Origin of the sequence: Lysinibacillus sp. UGB7, from assembly GCF_049058285.1 — a bacterium.
In the GTDB taxonomy this organism is placed as follows: domain Bacteria; phylum Bacillota; class Bacilli; order Bacillales_A; family Planococcaceae; genus Lysinibacillus; species Lysinibacillus sphaericus_B.
On sequence record NZ_JBMGUV010000012.1, the window covers coordinates 87,337 to 109,104 of the forward strand.

General features: G+C 39.3%; 24 protein-coding genes. 4 read left to right on the forward strand and 20 right to left on the reverse strand.

Annotation, left to right across the window (positions count from 1 at the left end):
* The 3 genes from ACOMCU_RS12850 to ACOMCU_RS12860 form a co-directional block, all read right to left on the reverse strand.
* Complete coding sequence (locus ACOMCU_RS12850; RefSeq protein ID WP_421050416.1) at window positions 1–201, reverse strand: hypothetical protein; 201 nt, start codon at window positions 199–201, stop codon at window positions 1–3.
* Between the two features lie 83 nt (window positions 202–284).
* Window positions 285–1,301 carry an inorganic phosphate transporter gene (locus ACOMCU_RS12855; RefSeq protein ID WP_421050417.1) on the reverse strand — a complete coding sequence of 339 codons (1,017 nt, stop codon included), beginning with the start codon at window positions 1,299–1,301 and terminating at the stop codon, window positions 285–287.
* Window positions 1,302–1,316: 15 nt separating this feature from the next.
* Window positions 1,317–1,937: a DUF47 domain-containing protein gene (locus ACOMCU_RS12860; RefSeq protein ID WP_010861073.1), complete on the reverse strand. Its 621-nt coding sequence runs from the start codon at window positions 1,935–1,937 to the stop codon at window positions 1,317–1,319.
* A gap of 421 nt (window positions 1,938–2,358) precedes the next feature.
* Between ACOMCU_RS12860 and ACOMCU_RS12865 the strand changes: the two genes are divergently transcribed.
* A complete protein-coding gene (locus ACOMCU_RS12865) occupies window positions 2,359–3,126 on the forward strand; it encodes a sulfite exporter TauE/SafE family protein (RefSeq protein WP_421050418.1) in 768 nt (255 codons plus the stop codon).
* 151 nt (window positions 3,127–3,277) lie between these two features.
* Window positions 3,278–4,660, forward strand: a complete 1,383-nt coding sequence (gene nhaC, locus ACOMCU_RS12870) for a Na+/H+ antiporter NhaC (RefSeq protein WP_010861071.1) — start codon at window positions 3,278–3,280, stop codon at window positions 4,658–4,660.
* 178 nt (window positions 4,661–4,838) lie between these two features.
* Here the strand turns inward: nhaC and ACOMCU_RS12875 are convergent, their stop codons facing one another.
* From ACOMCU_RS12875 to ACOMCU_RS12895, 5 genes are all read right to left on the reverse strand, one after another.
* Window positions 4,839–5,162, reverse strand: coding sequence for a YnfA family protein (locus tag ACOMCU_RS12875; protein ID WP_010861070.1), 324 nt, complete (start codon window positions 5,160–5,162; stop codon window positions 4,839–4,841).
* A gap of 277 nt (window positions 5,163–5,439) precedes the next feature.
* Window positions 5,440–6,150, reverse strand: coding sequence for a cytochrome c biogenesis CcdA family protein (locus tag ACOMCU_RS12880; RefSeq protein WP_421050419.1), 711 nt, complete (start codon window positions 6,148–6,150; stop codon window positions 5,440–5,442).
* A 27-nt stretch (window positions 6,151–6,177) separates the two neighbouring features.
* Window positions 6,178–6,915 carry a sulfite exporter TauE/SafE family protein gene (locus ACOMCU_RS12885; RefSeq protein ID WP_010861068.1) on the reverse strand — a complete coding sequence of 246 codons (738 nt, stop codon included), beginning with the start codon at window positions 6,913–6,915 and terminating at the stop codon, window positions 6,178–6,180.
* 15 nt (window positions 6,916–6,930) lie between these two features.
* Window positions 6,931–7,857 carry a F510_1955 family glycosylhydrolase gene (locus ACOMCU_RS12890; protein ID WP_010861067.1) on the reverse strand — a complete coding sequence of 309 codons (927 nt, stop codon included), beginning with the start codon at window positions 7,855–7,857 and terminating at the stop codon, window positions 6,931–6,933.
* 134 nt (window positions 7,858–7,991) lie between these two features.
* Window positions 7,992–8,201, reverse strand: a complete 210-nt coding sequence (locus ACOMCU_RS12895) for a hypothetical protein (RefSeq protein ID WP_421050420.1) — start codon at window positions 8,199–8,201, stop codon at window positions 7,992–7,994.
* Window positions 8,202–8,312: 111 nt separating this feature from the next.
* Between ACOMCU_RS12895 and ACOMCU_RS12900 the strand changes: the two genes are divergently transcribed.
* A complete protein-coding gene (locus ACOMCU_RS12900; RefSeq protein ID WP_010861066.1) occupies window positions 8,313–9,080 on the forward strand; it encodes a sporulation protein in 768 nt (255 codons plus the stop codon).
* Window positions 9,081–9,261: 181 nt separating this feature from the next.
* Here ACOMCU_RS12900 and ACOMCU_RS12905 read toward each other — a convergent pair whose 3' ends face one another.
* From ACOMCU_RS12905 to ACOMCU_RS12940, 8 genes are all read right to left on the reverse strand, one after another.
* Entirely contained in the window at window positions 9,262–10,200 is a 939-nt protein-coding gene (locus ACOMCU_RS12905; protein ID WP_010861065.1) for an ABC transporter permease, read from the reverse strand.
* Window positions 10,178–11,098 (reverse strand): ABC transporter ATP-binding protein, encoded by a 921-nt coding sequence (locus ACOMCU_RS12910; RefSeq protein WP_010861064.1) that lies wholly within the window; start codon window positions 11,096–11,098, stop codon window positions 10,178–10,180. Before ACOMCU_RS12910 ends, ACOMCU_RS12905 begins: the two co-directional genes overlap by 23 nt.
* Before the next feature lie 5 nt (window positions 11,099–11,103).
* Window positions 11,104–11,799, reverse strand: a complete 696-nt coding sequence (locus ACOMCU_RS12915) for an ABC transporter ATP-binding protein (RefSeq protein ID WP_010861063.1) — start codon at window positions 11,797–11,799, stop codon at window positions 11,104–11,106.
* A 10-nt stretch (window positions 11,800–11,809) separates the two neighbouring features.
* Complete coding sequence (locus ACOMCU_RS12920; protein ID WP_010861062.1) at window positions 11,810–12,166, reverse strand: GntR family transcriptional regulator; 357 nt, start codon at window positions 12,164–12,166, stop codon at window positions 11,810–11,812.
* Complete coding sequence (locus ACOMCU_RS12925; RefSeq protein WP_010861061.1) at window positions 12,163–12,942, reverse strand: hypothetical protein; 780 nt, start codon at window positions 12,940–12,942, stop codon at window positions 12,163–12,165. Before ACOMCU_RS12925 ends, ACOMCU_RS12920 begins: the two co-directional genes overlap by 4 nt.
* 178 nt (window positions 12,943–13,120) lie before the next feature.
* Entirely contained in the window at window positions 13,121–13,978 is an 858-nt protein-coding gene (locus ACOMCU_RS12930) for a patatin-like phospholipase family protein (protein ID WP_010861060.1), read from the reverse strand.
* A 29-nt stretch (window positions 13,979–14,007) separates the two neighbouring features.
* Complete coding sequence (locus ACOMCU_RS12935; RefSeq protein WP_421050450.1) at window positions 14,008–15,105, reverse strand: DUF2812 domain-containing protein; 1,098 nt, start codon at window positions 15,103–15,105, stop codon at window positions 14,008–14,010.
* Window positions 15,106–15,110: 5 nt separating this feature from the next.
* Window positions 15,111–15,449: a PadR family transcriptional regulator gene (locus ACOMCU_RS12940; RefSeq protein WP_421050421.1), complete on the reverse strand. Its 339-nt coding sequence runs from the start codon at window positions 15,447–15,449 to the stop codon at window positions 15,111–15,113.
* Between the two features lie 639 nt (window positions 15,450–16,088).
* On the opposite strand from ACOMCU_RS12940, the gene ACOMCU_RS12945 reads away from it, so the two are divergent.
* Window positions 16,089–16,955, forward strand: coding sequence for a pentapeptide repeat-containing protein (locus ACOMCU_RS12945; RefSeq protein WP_421050422.1), 867 nt, complete (start codon window positions 16,089–16,091; stop codon window positions 16,953–16,955).
* Window positions 16,956–17,206: 251 nt separating this feature from the next.
* Here the strand turns inward: ACOMCU_RS12945 and ACOMCU_RS12950 are convergent, their stop codons facing one another.
* From ACOMCU_RS12950 to efeO, 4 genes are all read right to left on the reverse strand, one after another.
* Window positions 17,207–17,425, reverse strand: a complete 219-nt coding sequence (locus ACOMCU_RS12950) for a hypothetical protein (protein WP_155242514.1) — start codon at window positions 17,423–17,425, stop codon at window positions 17,207–17,209.
* A 362-nt stretch (window positions 17,426–17,787) separates the two neighbouring features.
* Window positions 17,788–19,506, reverse strand: a complete 1,719-nt coding sequence (locus ACOMCU_RS12955) for an FTR1 family iron permease (protein ID WP_421050423.1) — start codon at window positions 19,504–19,506, stop codon at window positions 17,788–17,790.
* Window positions 19,481–20,740 (reverse strand): iron uptake transporter deferrochelatase/peroxidase subunit, encoded by a 1,260-nt coding sequence (efeB, locus tag ACOMCU_RS12960; protein WP_421050424.1) that lies wholly within the window; start codon window positions 20,738–20,740, stop codon window positions 19,481–19,483. The genes ACOMCU_RS12955 and efeB overlap by 26 nt, the downstream gene beginning before the upstream one ends.
* A gap of 6 nt (window positions 20,741–20,746) precedes the next feature.
* Window positions 20,747–21,616, reverse strand: a complete 870-nt coding sequence (efeO, locus tag ACOMCU_RS12965) for an iron uptake system protein EfeO (protein ID WP_421050425.1) — start codon at window positions 21,614–21,616, stop codon at window positions 20,747–20,749.
* Window positions 21,617–21,768: the final 152 nt, after the last annotated feature.

Here is a 21,768-nt window from a genome sequence, read left to right on the forward strand (position 1 = left end):
TTATCCGTCACTTGAGCCTGCTTTTTCCGTCACTCTGCCTGCTTTTTCCATCACTCTGCCTGCTCTATCCGTCACTCTGCCTGCTTTATCCGTCACTCTACCTGTTTTATCCGCCACTCTGCCTGTTCTATCCGTCACTCTACCAACTTTATCCGTCACTCTACCTGCTCTATCCGTCACTCTGCCTGCTTTATCCGTCACTCTACCACCTTTATCCGTCAAACTGCCGTTTTCTCAAATAAAAAAAAGGAATGCACGCAAGTTGTGCATTCCTTCATTATATATTAGAAAAATAAGCTAAGTATAAAGTAAATTGAGCCAGCCATTACTGCTGAGATTGGCATTGTGATGACCCAAGTCGTTATAATTTTACGTGCCATGCCCCATTTAACGCCCTTTACACGATGTGCAGTACCTACCCCCATAATAGAAGAAGAAATTACATGGGTTGTGGATACAGGTAAATGGATTAACGTTGCTCCAAAGATAATGGAAGCGGATGCTAGGTCCGCCGCCACACCATTCACTGGACGGATTTTCATAATCTTGCCACCCACTGTTTTGATGATTTTATAACCACCTACAGATGTTCCAAGACCCATCGCAGTAGCCGCTGCAAAACGTACCCAGAATGGAATGTCATCCCCTTGGTGCAAGCCACCTGCGATTAATGCAAGTGTAATAATCCCCATTGCTTTTTGCGCATCATTTGTACCGTGTGTAAATGATTGCAAAGCCGCTGTCCCAATTTGCATTGTGCGGAAGCCCTTATTGGTACGATATAAATTCATATCTTTGAAAAACACTTTAAAGAGAGACATCATTAAGAAACCGGCAGCAAACGCAAGTAATGGCGAGAAAATAAGCGCTTGAAGAATTTTGATAAAACCTGTGTAATTTAATGCACTAAAGCCAGCTGCCGCAATCGCCGCACCTGCCACTGAACCGATTAATGTATGGGAAGAACTTGAAGGGATCCCAAAGTACCACGTTAACAAGTTCCATGTGATGGCTGAAAGTAAAGCCGCTAAAATAACGACAGAACCGGTAATATCGCCGTCATAGGCATTTAAGGTAAATGGGTCAACAATATCCTTCGTCAAAGCTTTTGCCACACCAACAAACGTAATTGCACCCACGAAGTTCATAACGGCAGCCATGTAAACAGCCGTACGTGGCTTTAGCGCACGTGTTGATACAGAGGTTGCAATTGCATTGGCTGTATCGTGGAAGCCGTTAATAAAGTCAAAAATAAGCGCAAAAATAACGACTAATATTGTTATTAGTAATATCGTATCCATTCAGTACACTCCATCTTATGCATTACGCATAATTATTGTTTCAATTGTATTCGCTACGGTTTGGCAGCTGTCTGCAATATCTTCAAATTGCTCGTAAATATCTTTGAACACGATGATGCGCAGTGGATCTTTTTCTTGAATAAATAATTGTTTCATAGAAGAACGGAAAATTTCATCACATTCACGTTCATAATCTTTAATTTGAATGGAGTGCTTACGCATTTCCACAAGTTTTTTGCTGTTTAATAATTCCATTGCTTGTACCATTTCATCAGTACTTTTCGCAATATATGTTAAGAACTGGCGCATTGGCTCCGTTACTTCTGTTAAGTTATACATATTAAAGTGAGCAATGCAGCCTTCCATGCCGTCGATTACGTCATCTAATTTATTGGCTAAAGCTAAAATATCCTCACGTTCAATCGGCGTCATAAATGATTTATTTAGCATAACGATGAGCTCATGGATTAGTTTGTCTCCACTTGTTTCATATTGCTTCATCGTAACTGCAATTTCTTTTAAGGCATCTATATCTTGAATGCGTGCATTATGTGCATAGTAGATTCCTTCTTTTACATTTTTAGAGATTTTTAATAACGCTTGAAAAAATGGATCTTGCTTATTTGAGTTGAACATGAAGTTCCTCCTGTTGAAAATAGATTGTCGATTTCTGCATCATCATAACAAAGCCTTTACACAATTCTACAGAACTTTAAACATAAATGAATTGAATTTACAAAATTGTAATATAAAAATTGTCACATTTACATTCGAAGTTCTTCGAGCGTTTTAAAAAACATTAAATATTCTCACCAAAACACCGTTTTTACTTTAAATATGACCGTTTTTTCTTTTATTTTTCTAAAAATACTTGAAAAAAATTTTTTCTTATTATTTTGGTATTGTAAGAAATGTTAAGGAATTGTAAACGTCTAATTTTGACGAAATAGGTCGAAACAGCATTGTTATTTTTTGTAAATCGGAGTACACTTAGTACAAAGATGGTATTTTTCTATCAAATAACTCTTTAGAAACGGATGTGAGCCAATACATACATATGGACATCAATTTATTGTCTCTGGCTATACTATTATTCTTTGGATTTATCGCATCCTTTTTAAATGCAATCGTCGGTGGTGGTGGTCTTATTTCATTACCAGCATTAATGGCCGTTGGTTTACCACCGAGCACAGCGATTGCCACAAACAAACTGGCCAATACCATCAGCAATGGTACAAGCATGCTTACCTTTCTACGCGCAGGCAAAGTTGATTTTAAAAAAATCGGTAAAGTTCTTCCGTTTATTTTTATCGGCTCTTTGTTCGGTGCGTATACGGTGCATCTCGTCTCACCTGCAATCTTAAAGCCACTTATGCTTGTTATGCTCGTCCTCGTCGCTACTTATACCGTTTTAAAAAAAGATTGGGGACATCATGCTGAGCACAAGCTTTTGACTACTTCGAAAAAAATCGCCTTTATTGTCGCCTTTGCTGCGATTGGCTTTTATGATGGCTTTTTTGGCCCAGGCACAGGCTCATTTTACATCTTCTTACTATTAATGATGGGTAATGATTTCTTGCAGGCTGCAGGCAATGCAAAAGCTTTTAATTTCACATCTAATTTAGCAGCACTTGCCATGTTTTTAGCATTAGGTGAGGTTAATTTCCTATACGGCTTGCCAATGGGCTTTGTAATGATTTTTGGTGCAATCTTAGGCTCTAAATTTGCGTTAAAACGCGATACTAAAATCATGCGCATTATTTTCATCATTATGACATGTATATTAATCGTAAAAAATGCTTGGGATTATTTTGGTCCAAATTAATGATTTAGTATTATTGAACGGTAGCGAGAAGACAATTCGCTACCGTTTTCATGACGGAATTTTCAATCAATTGACAATATTTATTAGCGTGCTATAATACTTTTGGGCTTCACCGCATTGAAGCGCAAAAGTAATCGTTAGGAGGATTAACATGTTTCGAATCGAAGCAAAAAGTAACCCTCGATTTTTGGAGGCAGGCTTCATTATACTATTAATTATTGCCACGATGGCTGTTAGCATTGGGATTTTCCAAGCAACACCACATATTCCCATTGTGCTTGTCATTTCAATATTAATCGCGTATGGACTTATAAAAAAAGTGCCATTTCGTGAGTTGGAAGCTGGGATGATAGCTGGTGCAAGTGCCGGATTAGGCGCCGTTTTTATTTTCTTCTTTATTGGCATATTAATTTCGAGTTGGATTATGGGTGGCACAATTCCAACGCTCATATACTATGGATTTCTCACTGTTTCACCAAGTTTTTTCTTTGCCATCGTTTTTCTTATTTGTAGCATCGTCGGCATCTCCGTTGGTAGCTCGTTAACAACAGTCGCAACAGTTGGGGTTGCCTTTATGGGCATTGCAGGCGCAATGGATATTTCACTTGCGATAACGGCTGGAGCCATTGTTTCAGGTGCATTTTTCGGAGATAAGATGTCTCCGCTTTCTGATACAACAAATCTGGCATCAGGTACAGTTGGTGTCGATCTTTTTGAGCATATTAAGAATATGGGCTGGACGACGATTCCTGCCTTCATCATTTCATTCATACTGTACGCTATTTTATCACCAACTGGAGCAGATACTTCCTTTGAAACGGTAGAGCATTTTAAAGAAGGTTTGCTGTCAACTGGCCTTATTCATTGGTATACTTTATTGCCAATCGTCGTTCTTGTAGTAATGACGTTTTATAAGGCGCCTGCGCTCATTACACTTGCAATCGTGTCAATTGTTGGTGTGGGTCTTGCGTACATCCAAGAACCACTTGCCATTTCAAATGTCTTTAAAATACTTTTTGAAGGCTATGTATCTGAAACTGGTAATAAGGAAGTAGATGCACTGCTTACTCGTGGTGGTATGAATAGCATGCTATTTACGATTGCCCTCGTATTACTCGCATTAACAATGGGTGGGCTATTATTTACGCTAGGTATTATTCAAAGTATTTTAGGAAAAGTTGAAAGCTTATTTAACAGTGCGGGCTCAGTCATCACCGGTGCTGCCCTTACAGGAATAGGTATTAATACGTTAATTGGTGAGCAATATCTATCCATTTTACTTACTGGTGAGGCATTTAAAGCACAGTTTGCAAAGGTCGGACTGGCTCCAAAAAACCTTTCACGTGTGATGGAGGATGCTGGTACAGTTGTCAATCCGCTCGTACCTTGGAGTGTCTGTGGGATATTTATTGCTAGTGTCCTGGATATACCAACGACAACCTACCTACCTTTCGCCTTCTTCTGTTTGCTTGGCCCAATCTTAACAGTGGCATTCGGCTGGAGCGGCAAAACATTAACAAAATTAGAAAAATAACAGGGGTAGCTGATGACAACGTCAGCTACCTATTTTTTTGTCTAGCTCAAACAATTCTTTTTCGCAAACATTACTTCACATTTTATTCTCAATATCCTGTCACTATGCTGCGCTAACCATACATTTAACGAGGTGACAATGCTGATTTTATACAGTGTCAGACAGTACCTCTTTTCAGTTATGAACGCGGTAATAATATAACCAGCACACCTACTAAGCAAATCCCCGCTCCAACCCAATCCAATATATCCGGCTTTTTCCCATCAATGCCCCAGCCCCATAAAATAGACAGCACGATAAACACACCACCATAAGCCGCATAAACTCGCCCAAAAGTTGGGAAGGACTGAAATGTAGCCACAACGCCATATAATGCTAAAGCAACACCGCCTAAAACTCCCCAGTAAAAGGGTTTACCTTCTCTTAACCACAGCCAAATTAAATAGCCCCCTCCAATCTCTCCAATGCCAGCTACTATAAATAAGACGATAGCATAAATCATTTCTTTCACTCTTTCTAGTAAAATTTTGTCTAGTACATGGTGACTAAATTGTAGCACTTTTAATAACAGTTGTAGCTGGCACATAATAAAAAAATAGGAGGCATGCTAAAAAGCGTGTGGGGTCATAAGTGCACAAAAAAATTCCGCTCCATTTCCACGGATGATCCGCAGGAATATCGCGAAATTTTTAAAGTGATAGTTGGCGTTCTTACACCCTATCCTTACATTACTGGACGACTCACCTTCAATTGAAACTAACTATACTGAAACACTATTTTTAAAAACCTGAAAATCCATTAAAGAAAGGGCTTAACCACATAATAATATAGGTCAAACCATCGAAAAAGAGCAGTAAGCCAAGCGCAATCATTATATAGCCGCCGATTTTTGTTATCTTACGACTGTATTTTCGAATCCAAGTAACTTTCGTCACAAATTGTGTTAGTAGGAAAAACGGGATTGCAAATCCTAAAACGTACGCAAGCATATAGAGCATTCCTACATTTGGATTTTGTGATGCCATCATAAACACTGCACCTGTGATGGGGCCAGTACACGGCGTCCACCCCGCAGCAAATGCAAGTCCAATTAAGAAAGAACCAAAGTAGCCTGTTGGTCGATTCTTAAACTGTATTCTTTTGTCATTCATCAAGAATTTAGGTGAGAATACACCAATAATCATCAAACCGAAAATGACAATTAATATAGCCCCTACTTGACGCAGCAAATCTTGATATTGAAAGAACAACCATCCGACAACTGACGAACTATAGCCTAAAAAAATAAATATAATAGAAAATCCTAAAAGGAAAAATATTGTATGTAGCATCCCTATTCGTTTTGACTTTTTATTTTCACCTTGTAACTCATCCAAAGACATTCCTGTTATATAGGAAATAAACGCTGGATATAAAGGCAATGTACATGGTGATAAAAAATTTAACAAACCTGCTCCAAAGGCTAGCAGTATATTCAAGTCTGAAAACATCTATTTTAGCTCCTCACTATATGGTTGTTAATACAAACCCCAATAAGTAATTGTATCTGTAACCCCTATAAAGACTAGCAATATCCCTGCAGCTGTTTGTATTATCTTGCCCATTTTCATGCTAGATTTCATAATGATACGTTTTGTATCGAACATGTACATGAGCGCAAGCATTAGTATTAGTGGGACCGACGTTGCAATGCCGAAAATCCCTGGCAATATCAGTCCATAAGATGTGGTCACCACGGTTGGCATCAGCCATACGAAAAACAGCACAAACATCGTTGGGCAAAAGGCCATTGAAAAACTAGCGCCCATTAAAAACGAACCAAATTTCCCCTCTTTTAGCATTTGAGGAATGAGTGAAGGGAGACGATTTAGAAATTTCAATTTTAGAATGCCAAGGAGAACAAGACCAGTCAGCAACATGATAGGTCCAATAGCTTGGCGAAGAAGAGGGAAATAGACTGTCATTTCCGTTTCGAAGGATTGTCCAAACAACCAAGCAAATAAGCCTATTATGCTAAAGACTACGACTTTTCCAATGATAAAAAATACGATATCCCCGCCATTACTTTTCATTTGTATCGTTCGATTGCCATAGAAGGTGATGGCACTCATATTACCTGTTAACTGACAAGGTGCTAACGCGCCAATTAGTCCAAGAAGGATGGCAATGATGAATGGCGAATGTTTATACGACGTTAAAAACAACGTAATCGGCCCACTTACTAATTGACTAATTTCTGACATGAAACTATACATTGTGTATCACCCTTTTTAATCTAGTAACTCGCCATCTGATGCAAGCTTATCCCATGATAGTCCTTCATCCCTCGTTACATAGATATCTATATTATTTGTCATGATGACTAGTTCTTTGTCTTGTTGTGGATTAACCGCTAGATAGATAATTGGCTGTAACTTTTGACCTGTTGGCAGTGGAATCTGACGCTCGCTTTTATTTCCAAATAAAAACGAAGTCAAATACACATGATTATTCTCGATATTTGAATAGTAGCCTCCGATGTCATTCAATGTGACAGACGTCACCATTTTTGCGTCATTCATTAATGTAAAGTTTTCACCATAATTATCTGAAATGAATAGCCCATCCTGACTACCAATACCTAATACTTGCTTTTTTAATGGATGTGCGGCGAGATTGGCTATTGTATTCGAATGATAGCCCGTCATCGCAACTTTTTCCCATGTTTTCCCTTCGTCAGCCGAATAGTGTAATCCTATTTCCATATTATCAGTAGCAGTTTCATTGTAGACATAAATCATATTCGAATCATAACCAGCTGCAAGGTAATGAAAATCGATTTCCCCATAAAAAGCCAATTGTTCAAAGCTGGCACCCTGATTCGTACTTTTAATTAAGCCAAACGGATTTTTCAAATGTGCCCCTTCTTCTGGGTGACCACTAGCAAAGAAGCCCTCTCGCGTAGCTTGAAAACCCATATAATCATGTTTCTGTCCATTCGCTTCCTGCCATCCATCCTTACCGTATTTATATAATCCGTCATGCGTGGCAATGGCAATGTCATGTCCTCCATTTATATAACCTAATCCATGAATATGTGCAACTTTGCTATTTTTCACTTCTCCATACGTAAATACATCCTCTTGTTGTTTTGCATTACAGGCGGACATTACTAAACTCGCTATAAATAAGCTCAACATGATTTTTCCTTTTTTCATCAACAAAATCCCCTTTTCAAGATCTGACATTGACCTAGTATAAGAGGTAAATATGAAGGAATTATGCAGAAACTAATTATCTGGCATTTTTAATTGATGAGATAGCAGTATTTTTGACCGAATGATGTCTGAATCTAATAAGCACCCATAAAGAATCGGGTGTCTCTAAAAGTTGATAGGCATGTCTTTTCACGTTCATCCTTAAATACGAAATGGCACACAGCTTGAAATGCTTCAATATCTGCTGTCAAATATTTTGCTAAAAAATAAGTATTGGAAACAATGTGTGAAAACCCTTCTGCCAAGAAGTTTTGAAGTAACTGCTGCTGGTATTCCACTTCCATATGTACGCCTCTTCTGTTTTTCTTCCATAGTAATGAAATTTACGAGGGCCTTGAAACCTTTTGTGAATTCTTGCGTATAAGTAGCTATCTAACACTTTAGGAGGAATTCAAATGTCATTATTCAACAAAGCACTTGCAAGTATTGGTATTGGGGCAGCAACGGTTGATACGAAATTAGAAAAGGCTACATACAGAGCGGGCGAAGTCATGCACGGAGAGATACTTGTACGGGGCGGGAATGTGGAACAGCAAATCGACGCTATCTATATCTCGGTTCATACTACTTATATACGAGAATCCAATGATAGGAAGTATACAGACGTAGCCGCTATTCACAAGGTAAAGGTAACAGAACCATTCTCAATAGCAGCGGGCGAACATAAAGTGTTTCCTATTTCATTGACACTACCGATTGATACGCCGATTACGGCTGGTAAAACACAAGTATGGGTTCAAACAGGACTTGATATTAAAAATGCTGTAGACCCGAACGACAAAGACTATATTCGTGTTCAACCGACGAAACTCGCTGAAAGTGTACTCGAAGCTGTAAGCGGTCTTGGTTTCCGTTTACGTGAAGCTGAATGTGAACAGGCTTCAGCTCGCTTCCGTGGAAACTATCCATTCGCACAGGAATTTGAATTTGTGCCGACTGGTAGCTATCGAAGCCATCTTGATGAGCTGGAGCTTGTCTTTTTGTCACAATCTGATTATTCACTTGAGGTGTTATTGCAAATTGACCGAAAAGCTAAGGGACTAGGCAGTTTGTTTGCTGAAGCATTAGATATGGATGAAAGCTTTGTAAGAACAACGATTACAACACAGGATTTACCGAATTTACAAGCAAAACTACAGCAAATCATTGCTAAACATTCATAGTATACTGTCGCGTAACTCAAGGTCTGCGGATTAATCTGAATTACCCGCGGTAGCTAGTCAAATACCCGCGGCAAGCACTGTATTACCCGCGGTAAACACTGTATTACCCGCGTTTATCTCCTCTCCGTCTTCATTACAAAAAACGCGGTATGAAAATCACCATTTTCATACCGCGTCTTTTTTATGCTGTTACATCACGTTTCATAAATGACAAGTAGCTAATCACAAGGAAAATCACTGCGTAGATAGCGAGTATAGTAAGAGAGAATGGCATTGTGATACCCTCTATCATTAAACCACCTGTTTCATACTGCGTTAAATTCGAATGTGTTAACCACACGTATTTCACAATTTCATATTTACTTAAGAACATGACAATCATTGTACCCGTAAATGATAAAAACATTGTTAGGCCGATTGCTAATGAGCTTGAACGGAAGACAGAGCCAATTAAGAAGGCAAACAAGGTAGACATGACAAAGTCACCAGCAGACAGTAAGTAATGATAAGCTAAATCGCCCCATACTGCTTTTTCAACAATTTGACCATCCACCATTTCTAACTCCGTGCCCGTTGCTACACCAAATAGCACAAAGCCTACAATTGCACTGACAATGACATTCACTAAGAATAAAAATAGTCCAAATAGGAAAGTAGTAACTAATTTAGAGGTTAATATTTTTGCGCGAGTCATCGGACGTGTTAACAGCATTTTAATCGTACCTGTTGAGAACTCACTCGATACGATACTCGCTGCCGTAATCACTGTAAATAATGTCACTAAAGTCAGCATACTGCTTGTAAAGGACATAAAACTTTCGAGGCTTCCTTCCGTTTGATTTGGTACATCATTTGCTAAACGGTATTCAGAAAGGGCAATTTGCTCTTCGAAATATTTTTTATCTTCTACAGTAAGTTCTTCATTTGTTAGGGATTCTTTATAATTTGAAATCGTTTGTTGTTCATTTTCTTGCCATGACAAGTCTTCTGCAGTCTTTGATTCATAATACTTCATCATGATACCTGGTCCAATAATCACAACGATTAACAGCGCGACCATCGCCCAAGTTCCTTTTTTATGCCATAATTTCATCCATTCATTTTGAATTAGCTTCAACAATTTGCCCACCTCCTGTCATTTCCAAGAATTGATCTTCTAATGTTTTTTGATGTGGTTGTACAGCAAATAGCTGAATACCTTCATTTACGAACTGTGTCATAAGGTTAGGAATGTCTTCTTTCTTTATTTCCACTACGACACCATTATTGTCAACCGTAAAGCTGTAATCCAGTTTTTGTAACTGTGCTGTAACCTGTTCACTTGGTGTTGCCTCAATATAATAAAATGAAGCTGTTTCATTATTTATTTCACGTATGTCAATTAATTGTCCATTTTGAATAACGGCTACGCGATCACACATAAGCTCAATTTCTGACAGTAAATGGCTCGATACAAAAACAGACACGCCATCTTCCGTTGCAATTTTACGTAAATACATACGAAACTCTCGAATCCCTGCAGGATCAAGGCCATTTGTTGGCTCATCTAATATTAAAAATTTTGGTCGGTGTAAAAGTGCCTGTGCTAAGCCCAGACGTTGACGCATCCCAAGTGAATACGTCGATACTTTTTCATGAATGCGGTTTTCTAATCCGACTTGAGTTATGACTTCATCAATACGCGCTTTTGACACGTTTTTATGCATTCGTGCAAAATGCAGTAAGTTTTTATAACCCGTCATATATTTATACATTTCGGGATTTTCTACAATGACGCCAACCTTACTAATAGCTTCCTCATAATGCTCTTGTAAAGATTGGCCATCGATAATGACTTTTCCTTCTGATGGATGCATGAGTCCGGTCATCATCCGAATCGTTGTCGTCTTCCCTGCTCCATTTGGTCCTAAAAATCCAGTAATCTGCCCTGGATATAAATCGATATTTAAATTGTGAATCAATTGCTTACCTTTTATGGTTTTTGATAAGTTTTGTAGTTGGACAATTGGTTGTTGCATGGATTTCACCCTTTCCTATAGTACGTTTTCATCCATTGAAGTGCATCCTTATTCGTGACATCTCGAATAGTCTCCACTTCATCATGCGCAAGTATAGCGCCATTTTGCAAAAGGATGATTTGATCTAAAATTGGTTCAACTTCGTATACTTCATGTGTCGATAAAATAATGGTTTGGTGTTCAATATCTGTAAATTGGATCAGCCCTTTGATCAGCTCTTCACGAACAATTGGGTCAAGACCAGCGAATGGTTCATCCATCACATAATACGGCACCTCTCGGCCAAGCGTTGCCGCCATTTTCATTCGTCCTCGGTTGCCTTTGGATAAATTCCTTAACTTGGTATCCATATCAACATGCAAAAATTGTGCAACGATACAGGCCTTATCGTAGGAAAAATCTTCAAACTGCGAGGCGTAGTGCTGCAATAGCTGCTCGCCCGTATAAAAATCAAAAAACAAATCGGTGTCTGGCAAATACGCAATCTGATCAGCACTTCTGCGCGTAACAGATTGCCCATTCAACAGTACTTCCCCACTCGATGGCAACAACAAACCTGTCAAAACTTTCAATAACGTCGATTTTCCACTGCCATTTTCACCAACAAGCCCGATGATTTGCCCAGTAGGAAAAGAAAAAGTCACGTCTTGAATAATAGGCTTTTTTAAATAACGGAAAGAAACATTGGATAACTGTAACATTTATTTCACCTCACGATTTCTTTTGTAAAACAACGAGCATTTCTTCCCTTGAAAACCCAAGTGCTTCAATGGAAATCAAAAAATTTTGTGCTAATAAATTTTTCATATCTTCTCGTAGTTCTACTATTCGCTCTTCATTGGTTGTAATAAATGTCCCCTGACCGCGTTTAGTTTCCGTTAAATCCATCGCTTCCAACTCCTTATACACACGTTGTACGGTATTAACATTCACGCCCGTTTCCACAGCATATTCTCGAACAGAAGGCAGTCGGTCCCCAAGTAATAACTTCCCTTTCAGAATATCACCACATATACGATCTACGAGCTGGCTATAAATTGGTTTGTCACGCGAAAAATCCAATGTCATCGCAATACCACCTTCTCAAGCCACTTTGTCGCTACGATAAAAAGGAGTGCAAGTACAATGATAAAAAAGAATTCTTCCACAAAGTACAACGAGCCCAGTTCAATTTGCATGGTTGGCACTTCAGCTTTTGGTAAATATTGTTCCAATCGACTAATTCGAATTTCACCGAACTGGAAGATTTTATCATAAAATTCACTCTCTGTAAATCGGAACCATACATCCATACTCAAGAAAAACGCAGGAATGGCAATAACGATGGCAAAACGACCTATAAAATGCTTCATTTGTAGATAAAATGCTAAGAAGAGTAGGAGTATCACAAACAAAACAAATTGGAACATCACAATCATTCCTACAATGAGGAACAGTAACAATAGGACTTCCCCAAAAGTTGCCACATAATTTTCTCTTACAAAATAAAGCGCGAGCGACGTAAAGAGTAGATTGAATATTGCATACCCGGTTAATGTGAAAATAATTTTTACACCAACCAGTTGCGCTATGGAACTCGTTGAATGGAGCCACATTTCTTTCGCCTTTAAATCAAAAAGCATACTCGTGAAAAACTGTAATACGGCATAAAAGTTACCCAGCATTAATACAAGTATCGTGAAGAGAAAGAATAATTGTTGATGCGCCGTTGTAAAACCGTCTCCAAGACGTAGCAATAAATAGGGAACTACGAGCGAAAGCGCAAGGCCTCCAATGATTGTGAAAAAAAGCCTCCCTCTATAAAGTACCCATTCCTTCTTCATCAGACCTGAAAATTTTTTCAATGAAAACACCTCGTGTCATAGTGTACTAGAAACATATTACACTATGACGAAATAATTTGCAATAGCCAAAGAAAGGAAAAAGGAAGAGCCTAAAAAACAGTGCTCTTCCTTCGACCCTTTACTATGGCATTTGAAATAGGCAAGTTGACATTTACTTGCTGTTAGTACATGGCAACCGTTATTTTAAAAATTGCTTCAGTGCTGCCATTTGCTGCAAAGCTTGTTCATAACCCATTTCATAATTGGAACGCATTTGTGTAGTATCTTTCTCAAAGCTATTTAATGCTTCAGTAGGTCGAAATATAAATGCCCGACCTTCCTCCTCTAGCTGCTCACAGCGCGCCAATGAGGCATTATAATGATCAGCCCGCTTCTCCATACTTTTCACTAAATTAGGATAACGTTTCGCAAGCAATCGCATTGCCCACTTGCTTTGCCTATCTAGCTTTTTTCGATAACCCTTTGGTCGCGTTAACACAAGCACATGTTTATCAAAGCCTCTCTCAATACCATGCTGAATCGGTATAGGCTCTGCTAATCCACCATCATAATAGGCAGTATCATTTAATTTTATTTCCGGAAATAGGATGGGAATGGCACAAGTAGCACGCAACATCGTACATTGTCGATCCATTTCACGAGCATCCATATACTCCACTTGCCCCGTCGTTGCATTCGTTACACCAAAAAGTAATTTCCCTTGATATTGCTGGTACGTCGCCCAATCAAAAATATCTAACTGATTAGGAATCACATTATAAGCAAAATCTAAGCCAAATAGACTCTTCTCTTTGAGAAAATTTTTCAAGCCCATATAACGCTTATCATGACGATAATCCATCAATACACGTAAGGAACGTTCCTTTTGCTGTGATACATAAGAGCATGCATTGATGGCGCCTGCCGAAATTGCTACGACATAAGGCATCATAATGTCATGCTCTAAAAAGGCATCTAGAACGCCCGATGTAAACAACGTGCGAAACGTACCTCCCTCTAATATTAAACTCGCATTCTCCACATTGACCTGTAGCATCCCATCACTCTTTCCTCTATATTCCCTATTTACAGTCCTGCTTTGATCATTTTCAATTCTTTAAAATAGCCAATTATTGTTCTAGAAAGTATTGTTGCCCATAATGCCACACATAAAATTAACAGCACACGTAATACACCGTCAATCGACCATTCAAAAAAGGAGTCTGCCATTCTATAAAAATTCGTATATAAAGAAAAACCAAGAAATAGTAGCAAATAACCCCCGATGCCTGCGCTCATATATAATGCTTTTTTCATACCACGAATCTTCTCTTTAGGATCATAGGTCAATGCCGGTGTATTCTCTCCTTTTTCATATGGCATTGCCCAAATCGAATAATGGAGCCATGTGATGTTGGATGCAAACTTTAACTGCCAGCCCATTTCCTTATGAATGGTAAAGAAGCTACTATCAACCTTTGGCTCAAAGCTAACTTCATAAGCAATGCATTTGCTTCCCGTTTCACGAAATGTAAAAATAGCTGCAGTCACACGTTCTAACTCTAATCCAAGTCGTGCTTGTTCCTCGAGCCATTCCTTCGTTTGCAGCGGCAAATACATCCAGCCAAGTTTCATTTTCCGCACCTTTCGCCCGCTGCCTATGTCAGGAACAGTCATATCCATTTCTTGCTTTTCAAACTTTCGGTATGCCCTATACACATAAATTGATAAGCAAATAAAAAGTGTAATAATAGCAAGAGGTATAGCAATCGACCACCAGTTTATACCGCCAATCACATTTGACATGATTGCAGTTATTAAAATTATATTCAACTGTGCTGTAACAAAAAATATGCCTAATAGGATAAATAAATACGTATGCATTCTAGCTCGTTTTACAATGGTTTCCCGAGATGGATAGACAGGAGCCTCTGTCGTTTGCTCATTTTTTACAAATTGCCATCGACTCGAAGACGCTACTATCTGCCATCCCGCCTGTTCCAAAGCATTGGGTAACATATTTTTATCCAAACGAATCGCATATGCTACTGCTCTTGGTTCCCCCTCTTCAAAGGTAAACATACGTGTCACCGCATTAAAATCACGCAAATGATAGCCCCGGCTCGCCATATCCGTTAGCCATTTTTCAGTTTTATCAATCTCATAGCTCCACAGCCATTTCATCCTCTTCACCTAAAATCCCCCTCAAAGCGTAATACATGCGCATGTACTTCCTTTAAACGCATCATTTCAGCCTGCATCACTTGCTTGCCAATTGCCGTTACTTCATAGATGGTTTTTCTACGTTCATCCGCAAAGACTGAAATCATTCCATCCTGTTGCATTTTAGTTAGCGTACCGTATATGGTGCCTGAGCCAAGCTTTATACGACCGTCCGTTAATTCTTCTACGCGTTTGATAATGCCATACCCATGACGTGGCTCTGTAAGAGATAATAATATATAAAATGCGGTTTCAGTCATCGGTACATATTTTTTTAATAACTTTTCCAATTTGTTTACCTCCATATGTCGCACTGTGACTATATCGTATCTCGACTATATCACAGCGCGACATATTATTTCAAATTAAACATTGGGATAAAGTGAAACTTCAATCAGTGGGGGTTTTCTTCATCCCCACTGATTGTTAGTTGAACCAATCGGGCTTTTACGGTCAGTTGATCGACCACCTAGTTGATTCGTTCTCATCTTTCCACTTGAGGTGGACGTCTTACTGACCGTTATTGCGGGATAAAGTGAAACTTCAATCAGTGGGGGTTTTCTTCATCCCACTGATTGTTAGTTGAACCAATCGGGCTTTTACGGTCAGTTGATCGACCACCTAGTTGATTCGTTCTCATCTTTCCACTTGAGGTGGACGTCTTACTGACCGTTATTGCGGGATAAAGTGAAACTTCAATCAGTGGGGTTTTTCTTCATCCCACTGATTGTTAGTTGAACCAATCGGGCTTTTACGGTCAGTTGATCGACCACCTAGTTGATTCGTTCTCATCTTTCCACTTGAGGTGGGCGTCTTACTGACCGTTATTGCGGGATAAATTTCATTTTTGACAGCATAAAGTTTAGTTATTTTAATAAAAGTCATGTAAAATTAAATAAAAATAGCATCCTATTTTCAGTTATTCGTTAAGAGGGGAAACAATTATGTTTGGCGAAAAAATTAAAGGTAACACAGCGAAAAAGATGAGAGAGAGCTTACAAGCAGATTGTCAGAACTGCTTTGGCCTTTGTTGCACGGCGCTCAATATTGTGGCATCTAGTGATTTTGCCATGAATAAGGCAGCGGGCACACCTTGCCAAAATTTGCAGGCAGATTATAGCTGTCACATTCACAGTAGTCTAAGAGAAAAAGGCTTTAAGGGTTGTACCGTATTTGATTGTTTAGGCGCTGGACAAATGGTTTCTCAAACTACATTTGGTGGACAAGACTGGCGAAAAAACCCGCAAGTTGCCGCAAAAATGTTTCGTGTATTTCCAATTATGGAACAGTTATATGAAATGATTGCGTATTTGGCAGAGGCATTGTCTTATGAGGTATCAAGTTCCTTATCTGAAAAACTAAACAGCCAATTAGCGCAACTACAGCAACTAACAAGGCAAGATGCTGATACACTGTTAGTCATTGATATTATGAAATACCGAATGCCCGTCAATGCTTTGCTTTTAGCAACAAGTGAACAAATACGGCTTGGCGTAATGGCTAAGGCTTGTGAAGCTAAAAATAAGCGAAAATACAATTTTAGAGGGGTCGATTGGGTTGGGAAAAACCTCAAGGGCAAAAATTTGACAGCGACTGACCTTCGAGGAGCCTATCTAATTGCCGCTAATTTGCAAAATACGGATTTACGAGGCGTCGATTTTATTGGTGCAGATTTACGAGATGCCGAGTTAAGCGGTGCAAATCTATCTACAAGTATGTTTCTTACGCAAATGCAAATTAACTCTGCTAAAGGCAATAGCAAAACAATATTGCCCGGTCATTTGAAGCGACCCTCTCATTGGAACGATTAGTGAAGTGAAACTTCAATCAGTAGGGATTTTCTTTGGCCCCACTGATTGGTAGTTGGAGCAATTGGGCTTTTACGGTCAGTACATCGACCACCTACTTAATGTTCACCTTCCCACTTGAGGTGAGCGTCTTACTAACTGTTCGTGCGGGGTAAACATCGCTTCAACCTACAATGCATTTTTCACAGCTATTAATTAATAAGCGTATTCAAGCTTTCATGCTCACATACGCTTTCATTTCTAATAACCCAAATTTATTCGTAAGGCTTAAAGTGTTTTAATTGTTCTGTCGTAAGAGTTGTGCCATCAATTGTGTAATGCTCAAATTGCCCTACATGGTCTTTATCATGAACAAAATAAACATAGACGACATATGGTTCATCCGAAAAAATAACGTTTATCCAATAACTTGGAAGCCCTGCAAGGTACCATTTGCATTCAATAGACTGTCTAGCTTTCTTCTGATAAGACATGTCTTCTATCAAATAGTTTTCGATTCTTTTTTCATATTTGTTTTTTGATATAGACTGTACAAAATGGCGCAAGTAACGCAACGACTACGTAACAATCAAAAAATTTTTCATTTGACACTTCCCTCAACAAGCTCAGCCCTATTATTCAAAAAGTAAGAGCAACTTTCCGTTTGCTCAGTTTCAATATTATTTCGATAATTATCCCCTAAAATCCTTGTTATGCTAGCATTTGACTTACTTGAATCGTAGAGAGTTCTTTTTATACATTGCTTGTTTTCACTCACTTCTTGAAAACCCGAGCGAACATCGTGAAGAGCCTTTCCATAAAAAAAAAGCTGTGGTTTTGAGGCCACAGCTTTTCGTTATTTCCTTGGTTTCTTCTTATATATGATCGTCACAATAACTAAAACAAGTAAAATCGCTTGTCCAATCATTGTTTCCACCGTTGGATAGAAGCCTATGAAGCTAACAACTGGTAGACCATCCACAATTGTTGTAGAAATTTTATTCGTCAATTGTAAGGTATGCAGACTAACACCAATAATTTTAAATGCCAAGACATAAATTAACACCGTTGCCACGGCAAAGAACTTATGGATGGCAATTTTGCCACTCGCCTTAAATAACACAACGGCTATAATCGCTAAGATAACAATTGCCACCACAATACCTAGCACAAACTGAGATGTTTCCATTTTAGGTGCAATTCCTGCATAGAATACCAATGTTTCTGCTCCTTCACGGAACACCGATAAGAAGCTGACAGAAGCCATAGCAAAGACCGAACCACTAGAAATGGCATTGCCCATTTGTTTCGAAATATAACGATTCCAGCTTGTTACGCTTGCTTTACTATGAAGCCAAATACCAACACCGATCATCATTGCAGCAGCAAGTAGACCGACATAGCCTTCCATCATTTCACGATTCGCATCAACCGTTGCAGAGTTAAAGATCGTTGACATTAAAATAGCTGCTACTGCCGAAAGTAATACCCCAACAAACGCCCCGACATAAATCCATTTACGCATGGCTGATTGACCGGATTTATTTAAAAATGACACTAATGCTAAAATGATGAGCAGTGCCTCTAAGCCCTCACGTAGCAAAATTAACGCTGAATCCCACAACGTATAGTCTGTATCACCTTGTATCAGCTCTATTTCAGTACGGAATTTATTCAGCTTACTTTTAACACTTTCTTCATCGACTTGACTTTTCAATAAGTCACTAACAAGTATTGGCATATCACTTTCGATTTTCGTATAGAGACTACTATTTCGAGTTGAAATTTCAATTTCCACGCTTGGCCAAATTGTAATGAATTCACGAATTTTATCGGATGCGGCCTTATAGTCACCTGCATCAATGAAATCATTTGCCTCATCAATATAGGCAATTAATGTTGCGAGCGAATACTCACCCTCTACAACTTGTGCAGTTTCCTCACCCGCAACAAAATCCTCAATCGTTTGCTTTAGATCGGCATATTGTGATTGCATTTCTGCGATATCCGGCTCCTCTGAGGAAATCGTAATACGTAAGAAAGCCATCTGCGTTTCGATTTGTCCATACATAGCAATACTTTGCTCACGAACAGGTCGTTCATGTTTATTCCATTTAATATTGAATTCCTTGTAAGCCGCGCCGATTGCCGTGATGTCACCACTAGCTAAGGCTTTCTCAAACTCTATCATAATAGGTTTGAATTTTGTACCGAATTCCGCTCGCTGTGCCGCTTCATCCACTGGGTTTTCTAACTTTTCTAATGAACGTAAGGCATTCGATAAGGCAGATAACGCCGCTAAACGCTTTTCTTTGGATGTCGATTCCACTGCTTGTGCTAGAATGGTATCAACCTTTTCTTTCGCTTCGGTTTGTTCAGATGTTACGGAAGCCCAGTCAGTTGTAAATTGTTCCAGTGCACGCTTTGCTTCTGCTTCCTTGTCCTGCTTAGTATTCATAAGGGCGTCACTAATAGAAATGTATAAATGACTATAAGACTGCGCCGCTTGCACTGGCACTGCAAGTACAACTAGCAAACAAAGGATGATGCTACAGCGCGTTAAAAAGTGCTTCACCTAAATAACTCCCCTTTTGTACACCAGGGAAGCAAGCAAACACTGCACTGCCTCGATGGGTAATATATTCATTCATTTTATCCATGCGGCCTAAACTATTTTGCACTGTTGTAAACTGAGCAGGGTCTTTCTGGAAAGATACAAATAATAGTCCTGCATCATGGGCACCTGTATTGGACATAACACCTGAAGCATAAGAATACGACCGACGTAGTATCCGAGCACCTGATTTCCTTGCTAAGTGGACATGGGATGTATCGGGCATAACGTACTCGCCCTTGTCGTCCTTCGCCTCTACATCGAAATCTTCAAATTCCTTTGTTTTCCCGAATGCAGCACCGCTGTCACGATAACGACCAAACGTTGCTTCCTGGTCTTTCAATGAAGTACGATCCCACGTTTCAAGATGCATTTGAATTTTACGTGCTACTAAATACGAGCCGCCCTTCAACCAGCCTTTTTCCACCCACACAACTTTCTTTACATCTTTGTCATCTGTAATAGCAGGATTTACTGTGCCATCCTTAAAGGCAAATAAATTACGAGGTGTTCCTCCTCCTGCTGGAAATGAATTAAAGCCAGCCTGAGACCATTTAATCTCCACTTTGCCCGAAGCTGCACGCACTAAATTTCGTACAGCATGGAACGCAACTTGCGGATCATCTGCACACGCTTGAATACACAGATCACCACCAGTAAATTCTTTTTGTAGCTGGTCCTTTGGGAAGTGCGGTAAATCTACTAATTCGGTCGGTTTCAAATGTGCCATGCCAAGCTTCTCGAAAAGAGAGGGGCCAACGCCAAATGTGATAGATAAATTGGCAGCATCTAAACCTTCTGCCTCTCCTGTATCCCCTGTTGGCACTCTGATATTCGTTGTTAAATCTACCATTAATTCACCATTCATCAAACGAACAACAAGAGGTGTCCATTTTTTGAACAACTCTTGTAGCTCTTTCTTCGACGTTACTAAAACATCTAGCGAAGCAAAATAAATATGCGTTTGAACAGGCGTAATAATGCCGGCTTGATGCTCGCCATAAAAATCCACTTTGTTTTGAGCAGTTGTACTATCCGCTACAGGTTCAAACACATCATAACCCATTGCTTTCATAACACCGCCTAAGCCGGAAGCACCGATAGCAACTCCTGCTACGCCGATGCCAGATAACTTTAACATGTCACGACGAGATATTTTTTTATCGATCCATTTATTATCATTTGACGCTGTCATTATTTATCACTCCAAAATAATTCCCATTTGACTTAATGGCTCACCAAGTTGGTTGACTGCTGCTGCAAGAGCTTTTGTATGTTCTTCAGTTAATTCTTCATAAGAAATATAACCACCATCAGCTGTTGCATGCTGTGCTAATAAATCATCGACTGCTTTGAACTTTTCATCTAATGTTGCTACTAAATCTTTATCTTTTGCTTCTAACTTAGGACGAAGAATGTCAAAGATTTTTTCTGCACCTTCAATATTTGCTTTAAAGTCATAAAGGTCCGTGTGTGAGTAAATTTCTTCTTCACCTGTGATTTTTGAAGTCGATACTTCATTCAATAAGTCAACTGCACCTGTCATCATTAAATCTGGCGTTACTTCAACCGTTTGTACAAGTGCGTGTAATTCTTTCGCATCCGCAAGTAATTGGTCTGCCACTGCTTCGTAACCCGCTGTCGTATTTTTTTCCCAAAGCGCATATTCAAGCTTGTGGTAGCCAGTCCATTCTTCCTCACCTTTGCCTTCTTCTTGAATATCGGCTAAACGACCGTCGATGCGTGGGTCAAGGTCACCAAAGCTTTCGGCGATTGGCTCAGAACGCTCGAAATACATACGCGCAGGAGCATAGGCTGCTTTTGCCCCTTCCATATCACCAGCTTTGAACAATTTCACAAAGTTCTCTGTTTCTATGAGGAATTGGTCCATCTGCTCTAATGCAAACTGTTGATAAGCTGTTAGTTCAGCACTTAAATCAACCTCAGCTGCTGGTTGTGCCTGCTCCGTTGCTGGTTTTTCTTCTTCTTTTTTAGCTTCATCTGTATTGCCACAGCCAGCCATCATAATACCGCCCGCCACTAATACTGACAGGAATGATTTGTTTTTCATGTTAAGTACCTACTTCCGAATTTGTTTATCCTGTACGAACGAACACTAAAATTTAAGTGGTGCATTAAGCCTCGTAAGTACTTGATATATTCAACTACGAATCGATAGGGTATTAAGTCCCCCTTCAATTTCAGTTTTCCTTTATATGTGAA